The organism is Paraburkholderia ultramafica, from assembly GCF_902859915.1.
GTDB classification, from domain to species: Bacteria; Pseudomonadota; Gammaproteobacteria; order Burkholderiales; family Burkholderiaceae; genus Paraburkholderia; species Paraburkholderia ultramafica.
Map to the genome: position 1 here is coordinate 33,085 of NZ_CADIKK010000003.1, position 19,420 is coordinate 52,504.

17 protein-coding genes are annotated in these 19,420 nt (G+C 65.5%); 9 read left to right on the plus strand and 8 right to left on the minus strand.

Annotated features, from left to right (window positions below):
• Window positions 1-29: 29 nt before the first annotated feature.
• Complete coding sequence (locus tag HV744_RS03950) at window positions 30-875, minus strand: (S)-2-haloacid dehalogenase (protein WP_175148244.1); 846 nt, start codon at window positions 873-875, stop codon at window positions 30-32.
• 180 nt (window positions 876-1,055) lie between these two features.
• On the opposite strand from HV744_RS03950, the gene HV744_RS03955 reads away from it, so the two are divergent.
• Both HV744_RS03955 and HV744_RS03960 read left to right on the plus strand, forming a co-directional pair.
• Window positions 1,056-1,958, plus strand: coding sequence for a LysR family transcriptional regulator (locus tag HV744_RS03955; RefSeq protein ID WP_175148245.1), 903 nt, complete (start codon window positions 1,056-1,058; stop codon window positions 1,956-1,958).
• 187 nt (window positions 1,959-2,145) lie between these two features.
• A complete protein-coding gene (locus HV744_RS03960) occupies window positions 2,146-2,580 on the plus strand; it encodes a universal stress protein (RefSeq protein ID WP_175148246.1) in 435 nt (144 codons plus the stop codon).
• 285 nt (window positions 2,581-2,865) lie between these two features.
• Here the strand turns inward: HV744_RS03960 and aceA are convergent, their stop codons facing one another.
• From aceA to HV744_RS03975, 3 genes are all read right to left on the minus strand, one after another.
• Window positions 2,866-4,170 carry an isocitrate lyase gene (gene aceA, locus HV744_RS03965; RefSeq protein ID WP_175148480.1) on the minus strand — a complete coding sequence of 435 codons (1,305 nt, stop codon included), beginning with the start codon at window positions 4,168-4,170 and terminating at the stop codon, window positions 2,866-2,868.
• A gap of 418 nt (window positions 4,171-4,588) precedes the next feature.
• On the minus strand, window positions 4,589-6,163 hold the full coding sequence (locus HV744_RS03970; RefSeq protein WP_175148247.1) for a DEAD/DEAH box helicase: 1,575 nt from the start codon (window positions 6,161-6,163) through the stop codon (window positions 4,589-4,591).
• Between the two features lie 501 nt (window positions 6,164-6,664).
• The gene (locus HV744_RS03975; protein WP_175148248.1) at window positions 6,665-6,934 is read right to left on the minus strand and encodes an acyl-CoA-binding protein; all 270 of its coding nucleotides are present in this window, start codon (window positions 6,932-6,934) and stop codon (window positions 6,665-6,667) included.
• Between the two features lie 164 nt (window positions 6,935-7,098).
• Between HV744_RS03975 and tsaB the strand changes: the two genes are divergently transcribed.
• From tsaB to HV744_RS03995, 4 genes are read left to right on the plus strand one after another with little or no spacing between them, the layout of a single operon-like run.
• Window positions 7,099-7,941, plus strand: a complete 843-nt coding sequence (gene tsaB, locus HV744_RS03980; RefSeq protein ID WP_175148249.1) for a tRNA (adenosine(37)-N6)-threonylcarbamoyltransferase complex dimerization subunit type 1 TsaB — start codon at window positions 7,099-7,101, stop codon at window positions 7,939-7,941.
• Window positions 7,938-8,432 carry a ribosomal protein S18-alanine N-acetyltransferase gene (gene rimI, locus HV744_RS03985; RefSeq protein ID WP_175148250.1) on the plus strand — a complete coding sequence of 165 codons (495 nt, stop codon included), beginning with the start codon at window positions 7,938-7,940 and terminating at the stop codon, window positions 8,430-8,432. Before tsaB ends, rimI begins: the two co-directional genes overlap by 4 nt.
• Complete coding sequence (locus HV744_RS03990; protein WP_175148251.1) at window positions 8,419-9,471, plus strand: uracil-DNA glycosylase; 1,053 nt, start codon at window positions 8,419-8,421, stop codon at window positions 9,469-9,471. The genes rimI and HV744_RS03990 overlap by 14 nt, the downstream gene beginning before the upstream one ends.
• Window positions 9,471-10,517 (plus strand): DUF1853 family protein, encoded by a 1,047-nt coding sequence (locus tag HV744_RS03995; protein WP_175148252.1) that lies wholly within the window; start codon window positions 9,471-9,473, stop codon window positions 10,515-10,517. Before HV744_RS03990 ends, HV744_RS03995 begins: the two co-directional genes overlap by 1 nt.
• Window positions 10,518-10,656: 139 nt before the next feature.
• On the opposite strand, the gene thiD is transcribed toward HV744_RS03995, so the two are convergent.
• Both thiD and lplT read right to left on the minus strand, forming a co-directional pair.
• Complete coding sequence (gene thiD / locus HV744_RS04000) at window positions 10,657-11,463, minus strand: bifunctional hydroxymethylpyrimidine kinase/phosphomethylpyrimidine kinase (protein WP_175148253.1); 807 nt, start codon at window positions 11,461-11,463, stop codon at window positions 10,657-10,659.
• A 58-nt stretch (window positions 11,464-11,521) separates the two neighbouring features.
• Window positions 11,522-12,829, minus strand: coding sequence for a lysophospholipid transporter LplT (gene lplT, locus HV744_RS04005; protein ID WP_175148254.1), 1,308 nt, complete (start codon window positions 12,827-12,829; stop codon window positions 11,522-11,524).
• Window positions 12,830-13,047: 218 nt separating this feature from the next.
• Between lplT and alr the strand changes: the two genes are divergently transcribed.
• From alr to HV744_RS04020, 3 genes are all read left to right on the plus strand, one after another.
• Complete coding sequence (alr, locus tag HV744_RS04010) at window positions 13,048-14,118, plus strand: alanine racemase (RefSeq protein ID WP_175148255.1); 1,071 nt, start codon at window positions 13,048-13,050, stop codon at window positions 14,116-14,118.
• Between the two features lie 228 nt (window positions 14,119-14,346).
• Complete coding sequence (gene radA, locus HV744_RS04015) at window positions 14,347-15,723, plus strand: DNA repair protein RadA (protein ID WP_175148256.1); 1,377 nt, start codon at window positions 14,347-14,349, stop codon at window positions 15,721-15,723.
• A 143-nt stretch (window positions 15,724-15,866) separates the two neighbouring features.
• A complete protein-coding gene (locus tag HV744_RS04020; protein ID WP_175148257.1) occupies window positions 15,867-16,145 on the plus strand; it encodes a DUF2866 domain-containing protein in 279 nt (92 codons plus the stop codon).
• A 92-nt stretch (window positions 16,146-16,237) separates the two neighbouring features.
• On the opposite strand, the gene HV744_RS04025 is transcribed toward HV744_RS04020, so the two are convergent.
• A complete protein-coding gene (locus HV744_RS04025) occupies window positions 16,238-17,326 on the minus strand; it encodes a CaiB/BaiF CoA transferase family protein (protein ID WP_175148258.1) in 1,089 nt (362 codons plus the stop codon).
• A 70-nt stretch (window positions 17,327-17,396) separates the two neighbouring features.
• Window positions 17,397-19,349: an ATP-binding cassette domain-containing protein gene (locus tag HV744_RS04030; protein WP_175148259.1), complete on the minus strand. Its 1,953-nt coding sequence runs from the start codon at window positions 19,347-19,349 to the stop codon at window positions 17,397-17,399.
• Window positions 19,350-19,420 lie beyond the last annotated feature (71 nt).

A 19,420-nucleotide genomic window follows, 5' to 3' on the forward strand; every position in this document is an offset into this window, starting at 1 on the left:
GATGTGGGTCGTGGTCCCGATAGCCGCCGTCATGCGCCAGGGCTGTGGCGCGTGCGGCTGCCACCGGGGTTGCCGGTGGTACCTGGGTTATGGCTGGCGCGGCCAGCGGGCGCGAAGGTCCGCAGAAAAGCGAGCAGGTCGTTCATGCCGCCGCCCACGCCATGCGGCGTGACGCCCAGTTCTTCGACGGGGGCGTTTTGCCGGTTGAGCCAGAAAGTGGTGAAGCCGAACCACGTCGCGCCTGCCACGTCCCAGCCGTTCGACGACACGAAGACGATCTCGCGCGGCTGCGCGCCGAAGGCTTGCGTGCCGAGCGCATAAGCGGCGGGCGAGGGTTTGTAGGCGCGCACGGCGTCGACGGAGAGAACGTGGTCGAACAGGCCGGTCATGCCGGCGCTTTTGACCGCGATGTCGAGCATTTGCGGGTTGCCGTTCGACAGGATCGCGAGACCCATGCGCGAGACGGGTTCATTGCCCGAAGGCGTCGGCGTGGTCGACGGGTTTGCCGCCGCATCGCGCAATGTGCGCAACGCGGGCACCGCGTCAGGGAACGCGGACAGGCACGCGTATTCGTCCATCAGACGCTTCTCGGCCGCGCGGCCCAGCGTCAGCTGAAGCTTTTTCGCGGCGAAGCGTAGTGCGTCGCGCGTGATGTCCCAGAACGGCCGGTAGTGCGCGCCGGGCGCGTCCGCCGGATCGGCCAGCGTGCGCAATTGCGTGTATTCGATCTGTTTCTGGCGCCACAACTGCGACAGCGCGTCGCCGTGACCGGGGAACATCTGCTCGGCGGCAGCGATCACCGAATGCACGTCGAAAAGCGTGCCGTACGCGTCGAAAATCACTGCTTTTGAGGAAGGTGTCGTTGTGGCCGACATTGCCGTGCACTCCTGTCAGAGGTCAGGATGGATTGTATTAGTGACGATCGACGCTAAAAAAGAGGCTAAACATCACTTGATCTTTTACTTTCATGAACCTAATCTGACGCGCACCGACCACTTTCTCGCATAGCTCCAAGGGAACTGCCTTCCTTCGGAGCATCGCGGCGCGAATCGCTCATGGACCGTTTCAAGCAGATCGAGACTTTCGTCACCGTCGCGGCCAAGGGCAGCCTGTCCGCCGCGGCCCTCGCCGAAGGCGTCGCGCCCGCGATCATCGGCCGCCGCATCGATGCGCTCGAAGAGCGCCTCGGCGTCAAACTGCTGGTGCGCACGACCCGCAAGATCACGCTGACCTTCGAAGGCTCGGCCTTTCTCGAGGACTGCCAGCGCATCATTCACGACATGCAGAACGCCGAAGCGAGCGTGTCGGCGGGCGGCGTGAAAGCGAGCGGCCATTTGCGGCTGTCGGCGCCGGCCGGTTTCGGGCGGCGGCACGTCGCGCCGCTGGTGCCCGCGTTCACCGTCGCGCATCCGGATGTGTCGGTCACGCTCGACCTGTCCGATCGCCTCGTCGATCTGGTCAACGAGGGTTTCGATTGCGCGGTGCGTCTCGGCGAATTGCCGGATTCGTCGCTGGTGTCGCTCAAGCTCGGCGAAAACCGCCGCGTATGCGTGGCGTCGCCGGCGTACCTGAGCCGGCGCGGCGCGCCGCACAACCTCGCCGAGCTCGCGCATCACAACTGCCTCGCGCTCGGCGCGAGCGCCAACCAGCAGCGCGGCTGGATGTTCCAGCAGGGCGACAAGGTCGTCTCGATCAAGGTGTCCGGCACGATGGAATGCTCGGACGGCGCGGTGCTGCACGAGTGGTGTCTCGACGGCTATGGTCTTGCGTGGCGCTCCTGGTGGGAGGTCGGCACGGATATCGCGGCCGGGCGGCTCGTGAGCGTGCTCGACGAATTCGCCGCGCCGCCGATCGGCATTCACGCGGTGTTTCCGCAGCGCCGCCATTTGCCGCTGCGGGTGAGGCTGTTTCTGGACTTTCTCAAGCATACGTATGGCCATCCCGGATACTGGGGCTGACTGACGTCGGGCCACACTCAGCGATCGGGCGTGTCGTCGCAAGCACGGGGTTTCCGATATGCGGACAGACCCTTGACGAAGATCCATAGCCGCGCTTGCTCGCACTACAATCGTTTGAAGCGGCTTGCACGCCGAGCCTCGTTGGACGCTCACGCCGCGCTGCGCGCAGCCGGCGACGGAGGGCATCATGTTCAGGCACATCCTGGTTCCGACCGATGGTTCAGAGCTGTCACGCAAAGCAATAGACGGCGCGATCGATCTCGCGCAGGCCGTTGGCGCGCGCGTCACCGCCTACGCGTGTTTGCCGCAATATCCGTACTCGCCGTTTTCCGACGTGGTGGTCGAGCCGCCAGCCGAGTTCCTGCAGCGCAGCGAGCGTGAAGCGCGCGTGCATCTGCGGGAGGTGGAGATGGCCGGGCGGCGTGTCGGCGTGACCGTCGAGAGCCGCACCAGTGTCCATCCGGCGCCTTATCTCGGCATCATCGAAGTGGCGGAGCAGGGCGCCTGCGACGTGATCTTCATGGCTTCGCACGGGCGGCGTGGGCTCGGCAGTCTGCTGATCGGCAGCGAAACGCAACGGGTGCTCACGCATACGAAGATTCCGGTGATCGTGTATCGCTGAACCTGCGCACGCGCGTCGCCCGATGCCCGCCGGGTTAAAAAAACGCGCCGGCGATGAAGCCGGTGCGTCCATACTCGCCATCACGATGCGCTGTGCCGGCCTTTTCTCCGCTGCTGCGATTGCTTCCTGATACCGGCCGCCGGGCTGACTGCTGACAACCCGGCGGCGCTCCTCCCTGTGACGGCGGCTCTCTGACGGAGCCGCTTGATCGTCTTCTGCGTCGCCGTTCCTGCGATCAGACCGCGGGGCCGCTCAGGTTCACGACGCGGCCGATCATGTGGCCGATTACGCAACCTTCTTGTCGAAGAACTGTTCGTCTTCCGTCGAACCATGCAGCGCGGTCGTCGATGCTTCGCGTTCGACCGTCTGCGTGACGGCGTCGAAGTAGCCGGTGCCGACTTCGCGCTGGTGCTTCACGGCGGTGAAGCCCTTTTCGGCCGCCGCGAATTCAGCCTGCTGCATTTCGACGAAGGCAGTCATCTGATTGCGCGCATAACCGTGCGCGAGGTTGAACATCGAGTAGTTCAGCGCGTGGAAGCCGGCCAGCGTGATGAACTGGAACTTGTAGCCCATCGCGCCGAGTTCGCGCTGGAACTTGGCGATGGTCGCGTCGTCCAGGTTCTTCTTCCAGTTGAACGACGGCGAGCAGTTGTACGACAGCAGCTGGTCCGGGAATTCCTTGTGGATCGCGTCGGCGAATTTCTTCGCGAACTCGAGGTCCGGCTTGCCGGTTTCGCACCAGATCATGTCGGCATACGGCGCGTAGGCGAGGCCACGCGAGATCGCCTGTTCGAGGCCCGGCTTCGTGCGATAGAAACCTTCCACCGTGCGCTCGCCGGTCAGGAACGGCTTGTCGTTGTCGTCGATGTCCGACGTGACGAGGTCGGCGGCTTCCGCATCGGTGCGGGCCAGCAGCACGGTCGGCACGCCCGACACGTCGGCGGCCAGACGCGCGGCGGTCAGCTTGGCGATGTTTTCGCGAGTCGGCACGAGCACCTTGCCACCCATGTGGCCGCATTTCTTCACCGAAGCGAGCTGGTCTTCGAAGTGCACGCCCGCGGCGCCCGCTTCGATCATCGCCTTCATCAGTTCGAACGCGTTCAGCACGCCGCCGAAACCGGCTTCCGCGTCGGCGACGATCGGTGCGAAGTAGTCGATATAGCCTTCGTCGCCCGGATTCTTGCCTTCCGACCACTGGATCTGGTCAGCGCGCGTCAGCGTGTTGTTGATGCGCTTCACGACGAGCGGCACCGAGTTGGCCGGATACAGCGACTGGTCCGGGTACATTTCGCCGGCGACGTTCGCATCGCCCGCCACCTGCCAGCCGGACAGATAGATCGCTTTCAGGCCGGCCTTGACCTGCTGCATCGCCTGGTTGCCGGTCAGCGCGCCGAGCGAGTTGACGAACGGCTCGTTGTTGACGCTCTCCCAGAGCTTTTCCGCGCCACGCTTCGCGAGCGTGTGTTCCACCTGAACCGAGCCGCGCAGACGGATCACGTCTTGCGCCGAGTAGGTGCGCTTGATGCCCTTCCAGCGCGGATCGGTTTCCCATTGTTGCTGGAGTTGCTGCGCTTGTTGTTCGCGGGACATGGTCATGGTGTTCTCCTTGGTTGCCTGTAATGGATGGGGGACTCTGTGTTCGTCGAAGCGGCTGGCCGGTTGGGCGTTCCGCTCGTGAAGTCTTGTATAAGAGTCTAGGCAAATCAAAGATCGCGAAATAGTCGCGGTGATGCCCTTTTTTAATATTTATTTTTATTTGTAATCAATGGCTTGAGACCTACATTCCGCATTAAGAAACGACTTTTCCTCTGTTGCAACGCGCTGTCTTGTGCCGTGCAGCACGATTTTTTACGACGCAAAAAAATTTTCCACATCGTGAAATATTGGCGCCGCCCGATTTGCGGACGAAAAAAAACCGGTGCCTGAGCACCGGTTTCTTCCGACGGACGAACGGCGCGAGGCCGTCCGGGTCTTTTACACGCTGATTCCGATCCTGATGTCGGACCGCTTAGCTGCCGCGGCGAGCCGTACGCGGGCCGTCGCTGCGGCGTGCGCCGTAGCCGCCGTCGCGCGAACCGCCGCCAGCAGACTTGCCGGCCCAGCCGCCGCCATTGCCGCTGCGCGAACCGCCGCCGTTGCCGGCCGGCTTGCCCGAACCGCTGCCGAAGCGACGGCCACCGCCGTTGCCGCCGCCCGGACGGCCGCGGCCGCCAAAGCCGGGACGGCCGTTACCCGACGGAGCCGACTTGCGCGGCTCGAAGCCTTCGACGACGTTGACCGGCAGCGGCGTGCGCACGAAACGTTCGATGCGCTTGAGCGCGCCCTGTTCCGCGTGATGCACGAGGCTCACCGCGATACCGGAGCGGCCAGCACGGCCGGTACGGCCGATACGGTGCACGTAGTCTTCGGCGAACTTCGGCAGGTCGTAGTTGAACACGTGCGTGATGCCCGGGATGTCGATACCGCGAGCGGCGACGTCCGTTGCCACCAGCACGCGCACGCGGCGCTCGCGCAGCGCGCGGATCGTGCGGTTACGCGCACCTTGCGGCAGGTCGCCATGCAGCGCGGCCGATTCGAAACCGGCGTCGGCCAGACGGCCTGCGAGCTGGTCGGCGTCCATCTTGGTCGCCGTGAAGACGATCGCCTGGTCGAGGCCGGCGTCACGCAGCAGGTGGTCGAGCAGACGATCCTTGTGATCGCGGTCGTCGACGTAGTGGACGGTTTGCGCGATGTTGGTACGCTGTTCCAGACGCTGGACGATCTCGATACGCTCCGGATCCTTCAGCAGGCGGCCGGTCAGCGAACCGATCTTGCCGTCGAGCGTGGCCGAGAACAGCATCGTTTGACGCGTGGCCGGCGTAGCGGCGACGATCGTTTCGATGTCTTCGATGAAGCCCATGTCGAGCATGCGGTCGGCTTCGTCGAGCACGAGGATCTGCAGTTGCGACAGATCGATACGGCCGCGTTCCAGGTGGTCGATCAGACGGCCCGGCGTGGCGACCAGGATTTCCGGGTTCTTCGCCAGCAGCATCAATTGCTGGCCGTAAGCGACGCCGCCCAGAATGCTGACGGTGCGCAGGCGCTTCAGGTGCTTGCCGTAGGTGGCGGCGGCGGTCGTGACCTGCATCGCGAGTTCGCGGGTCGGCGTCAAAACCAGCATGGTCGGACGGGCAACCGGTTGCGGACGGCGCGTGCGGGCGCCGTCGGCCGGACGCGGCTCACGCGGCTGGCTGGCCTGCGCCTTTTGCAGTTGCGAGAAACGCTCGATGGCGGGCAGCATGAACGCGGCGGTCTTGCCCGAACCGGTCGGGCTCGAAACCAGCAGATCGCGGCCGGCGATGCCGGCGGGGATCGCGCGTTGCTGAACCGGCGTCGGGTTCTGGTAACCAGCGGCGGTCAGCGCGGAGACGACATCCGCGGACAGGCCGAGCGACGCGAACGTCGGGCCGGTCGGGACCGCGGCTTCAGCGGCGACGGCTTGCGAAGCGGCAGCAACGGCTGCGGCTTGTGCGGGTGCGTCGGCGAGACCGAGGGCCTGATCGGCGATGGCGTTCAACGGGCTGGAGGTGTTGCTCGAAGTCATGAGAATCCTTGGTAAATCCTTGGTACACACGGAATTAAAACGTCGGCGCCAATCGGCATACCCAAGTCGTCGGATTCAGCGAGCAAAGAAGCAGCGAGCAAATCGAAAAACGGGGGCAGCTCGCGACAATGAAGGCGAGCTTTTCGTTAGAAGCTGTATCGGATGCGACATGCCAACACGGCGTGCCGCCAGCCTGGGACATGATCGCCCGTAGGGGGCTAGGCAGGAGGGGACAGGTTCTAAACTGGATTGGAGCTAAACGCTACGAGGCGCTGCGCCGCAAAGGCCGCTAGAGAAAAGCCGGGCAAAGCAGTGAAGCGCAGGCAGCATTGTATAGGGTTTTGTTGCACTGCGCCACTATTAGGACATTTCCTGGCGGAAATGTTTGCGCTGGCCGCACGCGCGGGTCGAACAGTCTGACAGCCGGGCGGGCCGCCATTGGGCGGCCAGTAAGCCGCAACCGGACCGCCCGTTGCCCCCGGTTGCCGCCCGAGGCTGGCCTCAGGCCGCTGTGCCGCTCTTCAGCGATTCGACGAGTTCGACGTATTGCTGCTTCGCAACGTCCTGCGCGGTGCCCTTGAGCGCAGCCCACGCGTCGTACTTGTATTTGCCGACGATGTCGGTGAAGCCCGGCTTGTCACCGTGAACGTCGCCGCGGGTGGCCTGCTTGTAGAGCGCATAGAGGCGTAGAAGGGTGAGGTTGCCCGGACGCTCCGGCAACTGCTGGACGTCTTCATGGGCTTGGGCGAATTGGGTGTCGATGTCGGTCATGGTCGTGTTGCCCGCCGGGCGGGATCGGGTGGTGAGGATTGGCCGACGATCATAACAACTGCATGCTGCCCGCGGGGCCGAGGGCTTATTCCAAACAGCGCCTGCCGGGCGGCGCGCAAAGCCAAACCACATTTGCGCGCGCCGTGCCGATTACAATACGGTCCATGACTCAAACTGTGCTCCTTGCCCTCGATACCTCGACCGAATTCTGTTCGGTAGCGCTTCTGTCCGTCGACGCCGACGCCGACGGACAGCCCGGCGCCGCACCCCAACTCTGGGTTCGCCACGAACAGACCGGCGCGGTCTCCAGCACGCGCCTGCTCCCCGCCATTCGCGAACTTTTCGCCGAGGCCGGCCTGACATTGGCGGACTGCGACGCCATCGCGTTCGGTGCCGGTCCCGGCTCGTTCACCGGGCTGCGCACGGCGACCGGCGTCGCCCAGGGGCTCGCGTTCGGCCTGAATCTGCCGGTCGTGCCGGTCAGCACGTTGCTGGCCTGTGCGGAAAGCGCGCGCCTGCGCGATCCGTCGGCGACGCGCGTGCTCGCCGCGCTCGACGCCCGCATGGACGAAATCTATTGGGCCGACTTCGCGTGGGACGACGCGCAACGCGAATGGCGCACCGTGCAAACGGCGTCGCTCGATGTGCCGGAGCGGCTCGTTTTGCCCGACGCGCCTTTCACACTGGCGGGCAACGCCGCAGCGGCTTTCGGCGCGCGGCTGCCCGCGGTGGCCGCCGCGCGAACCGTCGACGGCGAAGCGCTGCCGCATGCGTTGCCGCTCGCGCACGCGGCACTGCGCGCGTTGCGCGCCGGCCGCACGGTGCCCGCCGACCAGGCCGCGCCGGAATATGTGCGCGACAAGGTCGCGCAGACCACGGCGGAGCGCGTCGCCGGGAAAGCTGAAAAAGCCGCCAGGGACGAGCAGGCCGGGCGCGACGCAAGGCTCGCGCAGGCCGCGCAGGATGGCGCCGCCGATGCCGCATCTCACGGCGAGGACCGGCAATGAGCGGCGTGTTGCTCGCGGACCGCTACATGGCGCCGATGACCGAGGGCGATCTGGACGAGGTCGCCGCGATCGAAAAAATCGCTTATGAGTTTCCGTGGAGCCGGGGCAATTTCGGCGACTCGCTGCGCAACGGCTATTTCGGCATCTGTCTGCGGCATGTCACCGGTACGTTGATCGGCTATTGCGTGCTGATGCCGGTCGTCGATGAAATGCATCTGCTCAATCTGTGCGTGACGCCCACTGCGCAAGGCGCCGGTGCCGGCCTTGCGCTGTTGCGCGAGGCGGTGCGCATTACGCGCGCCGAGAAACTCGACGGCCTGCTGCTTGAAGTGCGGCCGTCGAACCATCGGGCGATCCGGCTTTACGAACGTTTCGGCTTTGCGTCGATTGGCCGGCGCAAGAACTACTATCCGGCGCGGCATCGCAGCCGGGAGGACGCCATCGTGATGCGTTTCTCGTTTGCCACGGAGGGCGCAGATGGCGCTGCATGAATCGGTACTGGAAGAGTTCGGACTCACGCCGCTGTGGGTGCGTCGCGGGATGGCGGCGCAGCAGCCGGCTGAGGACGCCGGCGTCGAGCAGGGCGCTGGTGTTGATGCGCTAGCCGGGCAGGGTGCGCGTCGTGACGATGCGCGCGGTGCGGCAGCCGGGTCGGCGTCGGTGGGTCTCGCGCAGGATGCGCCACGGCCCGCGATGCGTGCGGGCGAGACGCGGCAAGCCGATTCCGCGCAGATCCAGGGCGAACGCCGCGCGCCTGTGCGCGACGAGCAAGTGGCGTCGCCGGCCGGGGCGCGCGAGCGGTTGGATGATCGCGCCGCATCGGCGCGTGCAAGCGAGCCGTCGCCATCCGACGCGCCGCCCGACGACGATTTCGCGTGGTTCGACGACCTGCCTGCCCACGCCCCGTCAGAAGCACGCGGCGAAACGCCCGCACTGCCGGCCATCCACACGCTCGACTGGGATGCGTTGAGCGAGCGCGTCGCCGCCTGCCGGCTTTGCCGCCTGTGCGAGAAGCGCACCAACACCGTATTCGGCGTCGGCGATCGCGAGGCCGACTGGATGCTGATCGGCGAAGCGCCCGGTGAGAACGAAGACCGCCTGGGCGAGCCGTTCGTCGGCCAGGCCGGCAAGCTGCTCGACAACATGCTGCGTGCGCTGACGCTCGCGCGCGACACCAACGTCTATATCGCGAACGTGATCAAGTGCCGCCCGCCCGGCAACCGCAACCCCGAGCCGGACGAAGTCGCGCGTTGCGAGCCGTATCTGCAACGCCAGGTGGCGCTGGTCAAGCCGAAGCTGATCGTCGCGCTCGGCCGCTTCGCCGCGCAGAGTCTGCTGAAAACCGACGCGAGCATTTCGTCGCTGCGCGGCCGCGTGCACGAATACGAAGGCGTGCCGGTGATCGTCACCTATCACCCGGCATATCTGCTGCGCAGCCTGCCGGACAAGGCGAAGGCCTGGGCCGACCTGTGCCTCGCGCGCGACACGTGGCGCGCGGCAGGCGGCGCGCCGTCGAACGCGGCAAAGTGATGAGCGCCGATGAGCCGGCGGCGCAAGTCGTCGCCGCGCCCGGCAACCATGCCGCGCTCCTCGATACGTTGCTCGGCACCTTGCGCGACCCGGCCGTGCGCGATCTTGCGTGGCTGCTGCTGAGTGCCGACCTGTTGCGCCCGCAACCTCCGGTGGGCGTGCTAGCCAATCCTTTCGACACAGATCAGGAACTTCAGGCAACCGTCGACTGGTTGCGCGCACTCGATGCCGCGCCGGACCCGCTGCAGCGCGAGCTCGCGGCGACGCGCATCACGCGTCTTGGCCGATACGCCGAACGGCTGCTCGGCTGGTTTCTGCAACACGGACCGGCGGCGCGTTTGGTTGCGGCCGGTGTGCCGTTGCGGCGCGCGGGCGTCACGCTTGGCGAATGCGATTTTCTCGTGCGGACCCAGCAGGGTGCGCGGCTGCATTGGGAGTTGGCGGTGAAGTGCTATCTGCATGCCGGTGAAGGGGCCGGTGAAGCGCATGGGCAGGTAGCCGCGCAGTTGGCCGACTACGTCGGCCCGAATCTGAAAGACCGCTTCGATCTCAAGCTCGCGCATCTGCTGAACCACCAGTTGCCGTTGAGCGCGCGCGAAGAGTTCGCGTCGGTGGGTTACGCGGGGCCGTGGATGCCGCAGATGTTCATCAAAGGCTGGTTGTTTTACCGGCACGGCGGGACGCCGGCGGAGCCCAGCGAACTCGCTCCGGCGCATGGCCGAGGCTGGTGGGTCACGCGCAGCGATTGGCCGGCTTTCGCGGCGGCGCATGCGCAAAAGTGGCGCATGCTGCCGCGTTTGGAATGGCTCGCGCCGAGGCGCGTTGAGCACCTTGAGCAGCAGGGTGAGCAGGTTGAAGCCGAGACCGCGGGAGGATCGCTTTGCGTCGACGCGCAAACGCTTGCGGCACAGATTTCGCATCAGCATGGACCGACGATGGTCGTTGCTTTAGCCGACGACAGCGCAGGCCATTTGAGCGAATCCTCGCGCGGCTTCATCGTACCGGACGAGTGGCCCGAGCAGGCGCGGAACTACGCGCGGCAGTAGGGGGGCGACAGGCGGTCAGCAGCAGCTTCGACGGAAAGCCATGCGATGCCGGGGCAACGCGACGATGGCAGAGCACGGCACGATGGCAGAGCAGCACCAGGTAGTCTCTCAGTCTCGACGCAACACGCCATCCCTGCGCTCACCACCACCGATAAAAATGATGCACCGGCCCGACGCCACCACCGACGTCGAGTCGATCACTCGCTTGCAATGCGCCGGTCAGATAAAGCTTCGCGTCAGCCACCGCGCTCGCCAGATCGTCGCGTTGCGGAATCAGCGCCGCAATTGCCGACGACAGCGTGCAGCCCGTCCCATGCGTGTTCTTCACCGGCACGCGCGGGCCGCCCAGACGCAGCGTGCCGCTGTCCTGCACCAGCCAGTCCGGACTGTCCGCCGCGCTCAGATGGCCGCCCTTCATCAGCACCGCGCGCGCGCCGAGCGCACGCAGCGCTTCGCCTTGTTCGACCATGCCGGCTTCGTCGGTGGCCGCCTGCACGCCGAGCAATGCGGCGGCTTCCGGCAGATTGGGCGTCAGCAGATCGGCGAGCGGCAGCAATTCGTCACGCACCACCGTGACCGCATCCGGCAACAGCAACGCATGATGGCTCTTCGAGATCATCACCGTGTCGAGCACGATGTGCTTCGGTTGATGGCGGCGCAGCGCAGCGGCGACCGCGCGTGCGATCGCCGCGTTCGCCAGCATGCCGATCTTCACGGCGTCGATGCGGATGTCGTCGAACACCGCGTCGAGTTGCGCGGTAATGAAGCCTGGCTCCGGCGCGTGAATCGCTGTTACGCCGCGCGTGTTCTGCGCGGTGAGCGCGGTGATCACGCTCGCGCCATACGCGCCGAGCGCCGAGAATGCCTTCAGGTCGGCCTGAATGCCGGCGCCGCCGCCGGAGTCGGAACCGGCGATCGTCAGCACATTGGGAATCGGTTGAGTCATGGTCAGGCGAGGAAGAAGGAAGGCGCGGGCATGCTGTTCAGAGCGGCCCCGTCGCGGGTCAGTGCTTGGCTTCGCCGATCAGCGCGATCGAGTCGAACGCGCGTTGATTAGCCTGGTGGCGCCGCATCACGAACCACATCATCACGCACACGAAGCTGCCGAACAGCATGATCACCGCGGTGACCGGCACGTCGAGCCACACCAGCACCGCGTACAGGCACAGCATGACCAGCACCGAGAGATTTTCGTTGAAATTCTGCACGGCGATCGAGTGACCGGCCGACAGCAGCACGTGGCCGCGATGCTGCAGCAGCGCATTCATCGGCACAACGAAGAAGCCCGACAGGCCGCCGACCACCATCAGGAAGACATACGCGCAGACCAGATAGCCCGGCACGTGCATGCGGCCGAAATACAGACCCCAATGCGCGGGGAACAGGTCGCGCGTGTAGAACGCCATCAGCATCACGGCGATCCCCATCATGATGCCGACCGGCAGCACCGACAGCGACTTCTTCAACGGCACGCGCGAGGCCGCGAAGATCGCGCCGGCCGCCACGCCGACCGCCACCACCGCCTGCAGGATCGCCGCCTCGGAGAGCGACATGCCCAGCGACACCTCGGCCCACTTCAGCACGATGAATTGCAGCGTCGCGCCGGCGCCCCAGAACAGCGTGGTGACGGCGAGCGAAATCTGGCCGAGCTTGTCGCGCCACAGCACGAGGAAGCAGTCGGCGAAATCGGTGATGAGCCTGATCGGGCCGCGTTCCTGTTTCGGATAACGCGCGCCGGTATCGGGAATGCGCAGATTGAACAGCGCGGCGATTATGTAGATCCCCATGATCACCAGCATCGCCGCTTCGGCGGGCGTGTTGACGGTGGGCAGGTGCAGCCGGAGGATCGGTGCGGCGATGTGCGGACTGATCAACGCGCCGCCGAGCACCGTGCCGAGTATGATCGAACCAACCGTGGTACCTTCGATCCAGCCGTTCGCGGCGACCAGCCGCTCAGGCGGCAGCAGCTCCGTGAGGATCCCGTATTTGGCGGGCGAGTAAGCCGCCGCGCCGAAGCCCACGATGCCGTACGCAAACAGCGGATGCGCGCCGACCAGCATTGTGACGCAACCGACGACCTTGATGGTGTTGGTGACGAACATCACGCGTCCTTTCGGACGGGAGTCGGCGAAGGCGCCCACAAAGGCGGCAAGAACGACGTACGACAGCACAAAGAACAACTTGAGCAGCGGCGTCATCCAGTTCGGGGCGTGAAGATCTTTCAGCAGTGCGATAGCAGCGATCAGAAGCGCATTGTCGGCCAGCGACGAAAAAAACTGCGCGGCCATGATGGTGTAAAAACCTTTTTTCATCTGATGCGATGCTGTCCTCGCTGCGGCCTGTCCGCCCCGGCCGTTTGCAGTGCGTCCGGGCTTATGCCGTTCGAAATGGGTTGTGCGCACGGCTTTATATCATGAAAATAGCTGGATCCGGACTAGCAAAATCCTTGATCGTACCGCCCAGCGGGCTGCCGAGCGCCAAAAACGCCCAGTAAGCCGCTGATTCGCAAGCGTCTTTACTTAAATATCCCATGCCGCGCCCCCTCTCAGCCACGATTCACACCGCCGCACTTGCCAATAATCTTGCCGTCGCGCGGCGCTACGCGCCCAAATCCAAAATCTGGGCCGTCGTCAAGGCCAACGCCTATGGGCATGGCCTTGCGCGCGTCTTTCCAGGTCTGCGCGCCACCGACGGCTTTGGTTTGCTGGACCTCGAAGAGGCCGTGAAGTTGCGTGAATTGGGTTGGGCCGGGCCAATTCTGCTGCTCGAAGGCTTCTTTCGCCCGACCGATATCGACGTGATCGACCGCTATAGCCTGACCACCGCGCTGCATTCGGACGAACAGTTGCGCATGCTCGAAATGGCGCGCCTGTCCAAACCCGTCAACATCCAGTTGAAGATGAACACCGGCATGAACCGGCTCGGCTACACGGTGGAAAAATTCCGTGCCGCGTGGGAGCGGGCGCGCGCCTGCCAGGGCGTCGGCCAGATCACCTTGATGACCCATTTCTCGGATGCCGACGGCGAGCGCGGCATCGCCTATCAGATGGAAGCATTCGAGCGCGGCGCGCAAGGCATCGCGGGCGCGCGCAGCCTCGCCAATTCGGCGGCCACGCTGTGGCATCCCGCCGCGCATTTCGACTGGGTGCGCCCGGGCATCATGATGTACGGCGCGTCGCCGTCGGGCGTGACGGCTGCGATCGAAGGCACCGGGCTGCAGCCGGCGATGACGCTCACGTCGGAGCTGATCGCCGTGCAGACGCTCAACGAAGGCAGCACCGTCGGCTATGGTTCGGCGTTCAAGGCGCGCGGCTCGATGCGTATCGGCGTGGTGGCGTGCGGCTATGCGGACGGCTATCCGCGGGTCGCGCCGGAAGGCACGCCGGTCATCGTCGACGGCGTGCGCACGCGGATCGTCGGGCGCGTGTCGATGGACATGCTCACGGTCGACCTGACGCCGCTGCCGACCGCCAACGTCGGTTCGCGCGTCGAGTTGTGGGGCACTGCGCTGCCGATCGACGACGTCGCGCAGGCGTGCGGCACCATCGGCTATGAGCTGATGTGCGCGGTGGCGCCGCGCGTGCTGGTGCGCGCGGAGTAAAGCGCGGCGCCCGGCCGCAGCGGACGGCGGCTTGTTTGCGGCTCGCGGCGCGGCTTGCCGAGTGATTTGCCGCTTCGCTTTTTGCGGCGCTCGCTGCATCGCTTTTTGCACCGCTGTTTGCTCTGCTGACCGCTTCGCCCGCCGCCGCGTTCGCGGCGGCCGCTGCCGCCCCGGCGACACGCTCATCAACCGCATCAATCCCAAGAACAGCAACACAGGCAATCACGCGTGGCTAAACCCAAGACGTTGTACATCTGCAGTGAATGCGGCGGGCAATCGCCGAAATGGGCCGGGCAGTGCCCGTCATGCAATGCATGGAATACGCTGATCGAATCGGTCGCGGAATCGCCGTCCACGCACCGTTTCCAGTCGCTCGCGAAGAGTGCGCCGGTGCGGCGTCTGGCCGAGATCGACGCGTCCGACGTGCCGCGTTTCTCCACCGGCGTCAGCGAGTTCGACCGCGTGCTCGGCGGCGGTCTGGTGCCGGGCGGCGTGGTGCTGATCGGCGGCGATCCGGGCATCGGCAAATCGACGCTGCTGCTGCAATCGCTCGCTGAAATCGCCGCCGACAAACGCGCGCTCTATATCAGCGGCGAAGAGTCGGCCGCGCAGATCGCGTTGCGCGCGCAACGGCTTTCATTGCTGGAACCCGGCTCGAAGGCTAGCGAACTGCAATTGCTCGCGGAAATCCAGCTCGAAAAAATCCAGGCGACGATCGCCGACCAACGGCCCGACGTCGCGGTGATCGACTCGATCCAGACGGTCTATTCCGACGCGCTGACCTCCGCGCCGGGCTCGGTCGCGCAGGTGCGCGAGTGCGCGGCGCAATTGACGCGCATCGCCAAGCAGTCGGGCACCACCATCATCATGGTCGGCCACGTGACCAAGGAAGGCGCGCTGGCGGGGCCGCGCGTGCTCGAGCACATCGTCGACACGGTGTTGTACTTCGAGGGCGACACGCATTCGTCGTTCCGTCTCGTGCGCGCGATCAAGAACCGCTTCGGCGCGGTCAACGAGCTCGGCGTGTTCGCGATGACCGAGCGCGGTTTGCGCGGCGTGGCCAATCCGTCGGCGCTGTTTTTGTCGCAGCACGAGCAGTCGGTGCCGGGCTCCTGCGTGCTGGTGACGCAGGAGGGCACGCGACCGCTGCTGGTCGAAGTGCAGGCGCTGGTGGACGCGGCCAACGCGCCGAATCCGCGGCGCCTCGCGGTCGGTCTCGAACAGAACCGTCTGGCGATGCTGCTGGCGGTGCTGCATCGGCATGCGGGGATCGCGTGTTTCGATCAGGATGTGTTTCTGAACGCGGTCGGCGGCGTCAAGATCACCGAACCCGCCGCCGACCTGTCGGTGCTGCTCGCGATCCATTCGTCGATGCGCAACAAGCCGCTGCCCAAGGGGCTGGTGGTGTTCGGCGAAGTGGGCCTGGCCGGCGAGATCCGGCCGTCGCCGCGCGGTCAGGAGCGTCTGAAGGAAGCGGCCAAGCTGGGTTTCTCGGTCGCGGTCATTCCGAAGGCCAATGCGCCGAAGCAGCCGATCGAAGGCTTACAGGTCGTTGCGGTCGAACGGATCGAGCAGGCCATCGACCGGGTCCGCACGCTTGAATAGACGGGGTTGCGGCGCCCGCGGACGCGGCGGGCGCCGTAATGCACCGTAAATATCTCCATATTGGCTGTAACCTAAATGGCATTCCTTTTTCCTAAGCTGCGAGGGTATGCATCCCTTCTGATGCCCCAAAAAAGGATCGCGCCTTGAAACAGTCATATGAAACCGTAGCCGAGCGGCCGATACAGGTGCGTGGCTGCCGTGTGTCCGCACCGATTCGCCAGCCTTGGGGCGGCGCTTGCCGGATTGTCGAGTGGATCGATACGGCGGGGCAGATATCGCGGCGGGTGGTGGCCGAAGATGCCACGGCCGCCGAGGTGCGCGCCACGATCAATCGTCATGTGGAAGGCCGCAAGCATCTGCTGTACGACGACGAAAAGACCCCGCGCCAGACTTTGCCGCGACAGACCGTTGCGCGGCGCTGAGGTTCGGGCGGCGGGGGGTGCGTGGGGTACCGCAGTCACCACCGCATCGTCTGGACTGGCCGAACCCGGACCCGTGGTTCGGCCTTGCTGCATTATCCGATCACGCTATCGTCATCTTCTGCGTCGCTTGCGCTTGCCGCCGCATACGCCTGCGGATTGAACAGCGGATGCTGCGCAGCCTCCGCCGGCGTCAACACCGGCGACACACAACAGTCGAGCGACTCCAGCAGCGCAACCCAGTCTTCCAGCGCACGCGTGACGATCACGCCGGCCAGTTCCTGCGTGAGCGCGACGGCGTCCGGGCCGCCGATCGCCTGGCCGAGGCTCCAGTGACGCGTCGCCCATTCGGGCCGGTCGAGCGCCATGCATAGCGTTTCCCAGAACTTCAGTTCGAGCGCGCCGACCGCGAGCCAACGGTCATCGAGCGTGCGGTACAGGTTGTAGCAAGGCACGCCGCCGTTCAGCAGACCGGCGCCGGCGGCCGGCGCGACGCCTTCGTTGGCGAGCGCGACTTGCGCGACGACGTTGTGCGCATACGTGACGTGCGTCATCGACACGTCGACGAAGCGGCCTTCGCCGCCGCGCGACACATGCCATAGCGCGGCGAGAATCTGTGTGACCGCACTCAACGCGCCGCCGAGCAGGTCGGCGATCTGGAAGTTCGGCAGGATCGGCGTGCCGTCACGGCTCGCCAGTTGATCGAGCACGCCCGCATAGCCGATGTAGTTCAGATCGTGGCCGGCGTGATCGACGAACGGGCCGCTTGCGCCATACCCGCTGATCGCACAATAGACGAGCCGCGGATTGGCCGCGCGCAGCGTCGCGTAGCCGATGCCGAGACGCTCCATCACGCCGGGCCGGAAACTCTCGATCAGCACGTCCGCTTCCGCCGCGAGCGCGCGCAACACGTTGCGTCCCGCTTCGGATTTGAGGTCGAGACGGGTCTCGCGCTTGCCGCGATTCACCAGCCGGTAGAACGCGCCGGGCCGGCCGGCCACGCGGTCGCTCGACGACTGCATCATCGTGCGAGTGGGGTCGCCCGCGCCGGGCGCTTCGATTTTCAGCACGTCGGCGCCCAGTTCGGCGAGCCGCAGCGCGGCCACCGGGCCGGGGAGCAGACGCGTCAGGTCGAGTACTCGCAGCCCTTGCAGCGCGGGCGGCGCCAATGCGGCCGATGACATGGATGATGCTGTCGCGAAAGACAAAGCCAACCTCTCGTCGGTGCCGGCGCGGACCGGAAACAGCGTGCCGCTAGCCGATTTGTTCGAGTTCCTCGTGAGTCTCGAGCCATTCGGCTTCGAGCGTTTCGAGGCGCGCGTTCACGTCTGCCTGACGGCGGATCGCCTCCGTCAGTTTGCTTTTCTGCTCGGGCTCATAGCTGGTTGGATCGACGACGAACGCATCCAGCGCCGTCTTCTCCGTATTGAGCGCGTCCATTTCCTTTTCGATCTTCGTGATGCGGCTTTGCAGCGGCTTTTTCAGATGCGCGAGCTTCTGACGCGTTTCTGCTTCCAGGCGACGCTGCTCCTTGCGATTCACGCCGTTGTCCACGCCGCTGTCCGCGCTGCTGTCAGCCCCTTTGGCCGCCGCGCCCGCTTTGAGCGCCGCGCGCTGCTCGGCCGCATGCTGCAGCAGCCAGTCGCGATAGTCGTCGAGATCGCCGTCGAATTCCTGCAGACGGTGCTTCGCGACCAGCATGAATTGATCGGTGGTGGCGCGCAGCAGATGCCGGTCGTGCGACACCAGAATCAGCGTGCCTTCGAATTGCGCGAGCGCCATGGTCAGCGCGTGACGCGTTTCGAGATCCAGGTGGTTGGTCGGTTCGTCGAGCAGCAGCAGGTTCGGCTTCTGCCAGATGATCAGCGCGAGCGCGAGGCGTGCTTTTTCGCCGCCGGAGAAAGGCGCGATCTTCGACGTCGCCATCTCGCCGGAAAAGTTGAAGCTGCCGAGGAAGTCGCGCAGTTCCTGTTCGCGCGTGTCCGGCGCAAGACGCGCGAGATGCTGCAGCGGCGTGTCGTCCGGGCGCAGCGTTTCGAGCTGATGCTGCGCGAAGTAGCCGATGCGCAGACCCTTGCCTTCGCGCACGTGGCCGCCGAGCGCTTCGAGCGTGCCGGCCAGCGTCTTGATCAAGGTCGATTTGCCCTGGCCGTTCGCGCCGAGCAGGCCGATACGCTGACCGTTCTGGATCGACAGCATCACGCGATCGACGATCGGAATCTCGACGCCTTCTTCGCCACGGTAGCCGCAGCGCACGTCTTCCATCACCATCATCGGATTCGGCGCGGAATCGGGCACGCGGAACTCGAACGTGAACGGCGAGGTGGCGTGCGCCGGCGCGATCAGCTCCATCTTTTCGAGCGCCTTCACGCGGCTTTGCGCCTGACGCGCCTTGGTAGCCTGCGCCTTGAAGCGATTGATGTAGCTCTGCAGATGCTCGACCGTGCGCTGCTGCTTTTCATACGCGCTCTGTTGCAGCGCGATCTGCTGCGCGCGCAGCACTTCGAATTGCGAGTAGTTGCCGCCATAACGCTTGATCTGCTGCTGCTCCAGGTGCAACGTGACATTGCAGACCGAATCGAGAAATTCGCGGTCGTGCGAGATCACGATCAGCGTGCCGGGGTAGCGGTGCAGCCAGTCTTCGAGCCAGACGATCGCGTCGAGATCCAGGTGGTTGGTCGGTTCGTCGAGCAGCAGCAGGTCGGAGCGGCACATCAGCGCTTGCGCGAGATTCAGCCGCATGCGCCAGCCGCCCGAAAAGCTGCTGACCGGCTCGCGTGTCTGTTCGAGCGTGAAGCCGAGGCCGAGCAGCAACGCTTCGGCGCGCGCGGGCGCGGTGTAGCCGTCGGCGTCGGCGAACGCGGCGTGCGCTTCGCCTTCGGCCGCGCCGTCGTGAGCGGCCGAGGCGGCGGCGATGGCGGCTTCGATCGCGCGCAACGCGGCGTCGCCGTCGAGCGTGTAGGCGAGGGCGGTCTTGTCCGCGGCGGGCGTTTCCTGCGCGACGTGGGCGAACTGCCAGTTCGGCGGAATGGAGAAATCGCCGCCGTCCGCATGCAGTTCGCCGAGCAGCACGGCAAACAGCGTCGACTTGCCCGCGCCGTTCGCCCCCACGAGGCCGGCCTTCTCGCCGGGGTTGAGGGTGAACGTGGTGTTGTCGAAGAGCGGCTTGGTGCCGCGCGCGAGGCTGAACTGATTAAAGCGGATCACGAAGAGGCCGGCTGAAGAAAACCGCTATTTTAGACTGCCGGGGCTGACACCGGGCGCTCAGTCGGGATCGG

Excerpts from the sequence above, each read along its gene's own strand:
- HV744_RS03950 (WP_175148244.1), bottom strand. The coding sequence starts at position 875 with ATGTCGGCCACAACGACACCTTCCTCAAAAGCAGTGATTTTCGACGCG.
- HV744_RS03955 (WP_175148245.1), top strand. The coding sequence starts at position 1,056 with ATGGACCGTTTCAAGCAGATCGAGACTTTCGTCACCGTCGCGGCCAAG.
- HV744_RS03960 (WP_175148246.1), top strand. The coding sequence starts at position 2,146 with ATGTTCAGGCACATCCTGGTTCCGACCGATGGTTCAGAGCTGTCACGC.
- aceA (WP_175148480.1), bottom strand. The coding sequence starts at position 4,170 with ATGTCCCGCGAACAACAAGCGCAGCAACTCCAGCAACAATGGGAAACC.
- HV744_RS03970 (WP_175148247.1), bottom strand. The coding sequence starts at position 6,163 with ATGACTTCGAGCAACACCTCCAGCCCGTTGAACGCCATCGCCGATCAG.
- HV744_RS03975 (WP_175148248.1), bottom strand. The coding sequence starts at position 6,934 with ATGACCGACATCGACACCCAATTCGCCCAAGCCCATGAAGACGTCCAG.
- tsaB (WP_175148249.1), top strand. The coding sequence starts at position 7,099 with ATGACTCAAACTGTGCTCCTTGCCCTCGATACCTCGACCGAATTCTGT.
- rimI (WP_175148250.1), top strand. The coding sequence starts at position 7,938 with ATGAGCGGCGTGTTGCTCGCGGACCGCTACATGGCGCCGATGACCGAG.
- HV744_RS03990 (WP_175148251.1), top strand. The coding sequence starts at position 8,419 with ATGGCGCTGCATGAATCGGTACTGGAAGAGTTCGGACTCACGCCGCTG.
- HV744_RS03995 (WP_175148252.1), top strand. The coding sequence starts at position 9,471 with ATGAGCGCCGATGAGCCGGCGGCGCAAGTCGTCGCCGCGCCCGGCAAC.
- thiD (WP_175148253.1), bottom strand. The coding sequence starts at position 11,463 with ATGACTCAACCGATTCCCAATGTGCTGACGATCGCCGGTTCCGACTCC.
- lplT (WP_175148254.1), bottom strand. The coding sequence starts at position 12,829 with ATGAAAAAAGGTTTTTACACCATCATGGCCGCGCAGTTTTTTTCGTCG.
- alr (WP_175148255.1), top strand. The coding sequence starts at position 13,048 with ATGCCGCGCCCCCTCTCAGCCACGATTCACACCGCCGCACTTGCCAAT.
- HV744_RS04025 (WP_175148258.1), bottom strand. The coding sequence starts at position 17,326 with ATGTCATCGGCCGCATTGGCGCCGCCCGCGCTGCAAGGGCTGCGAGTA.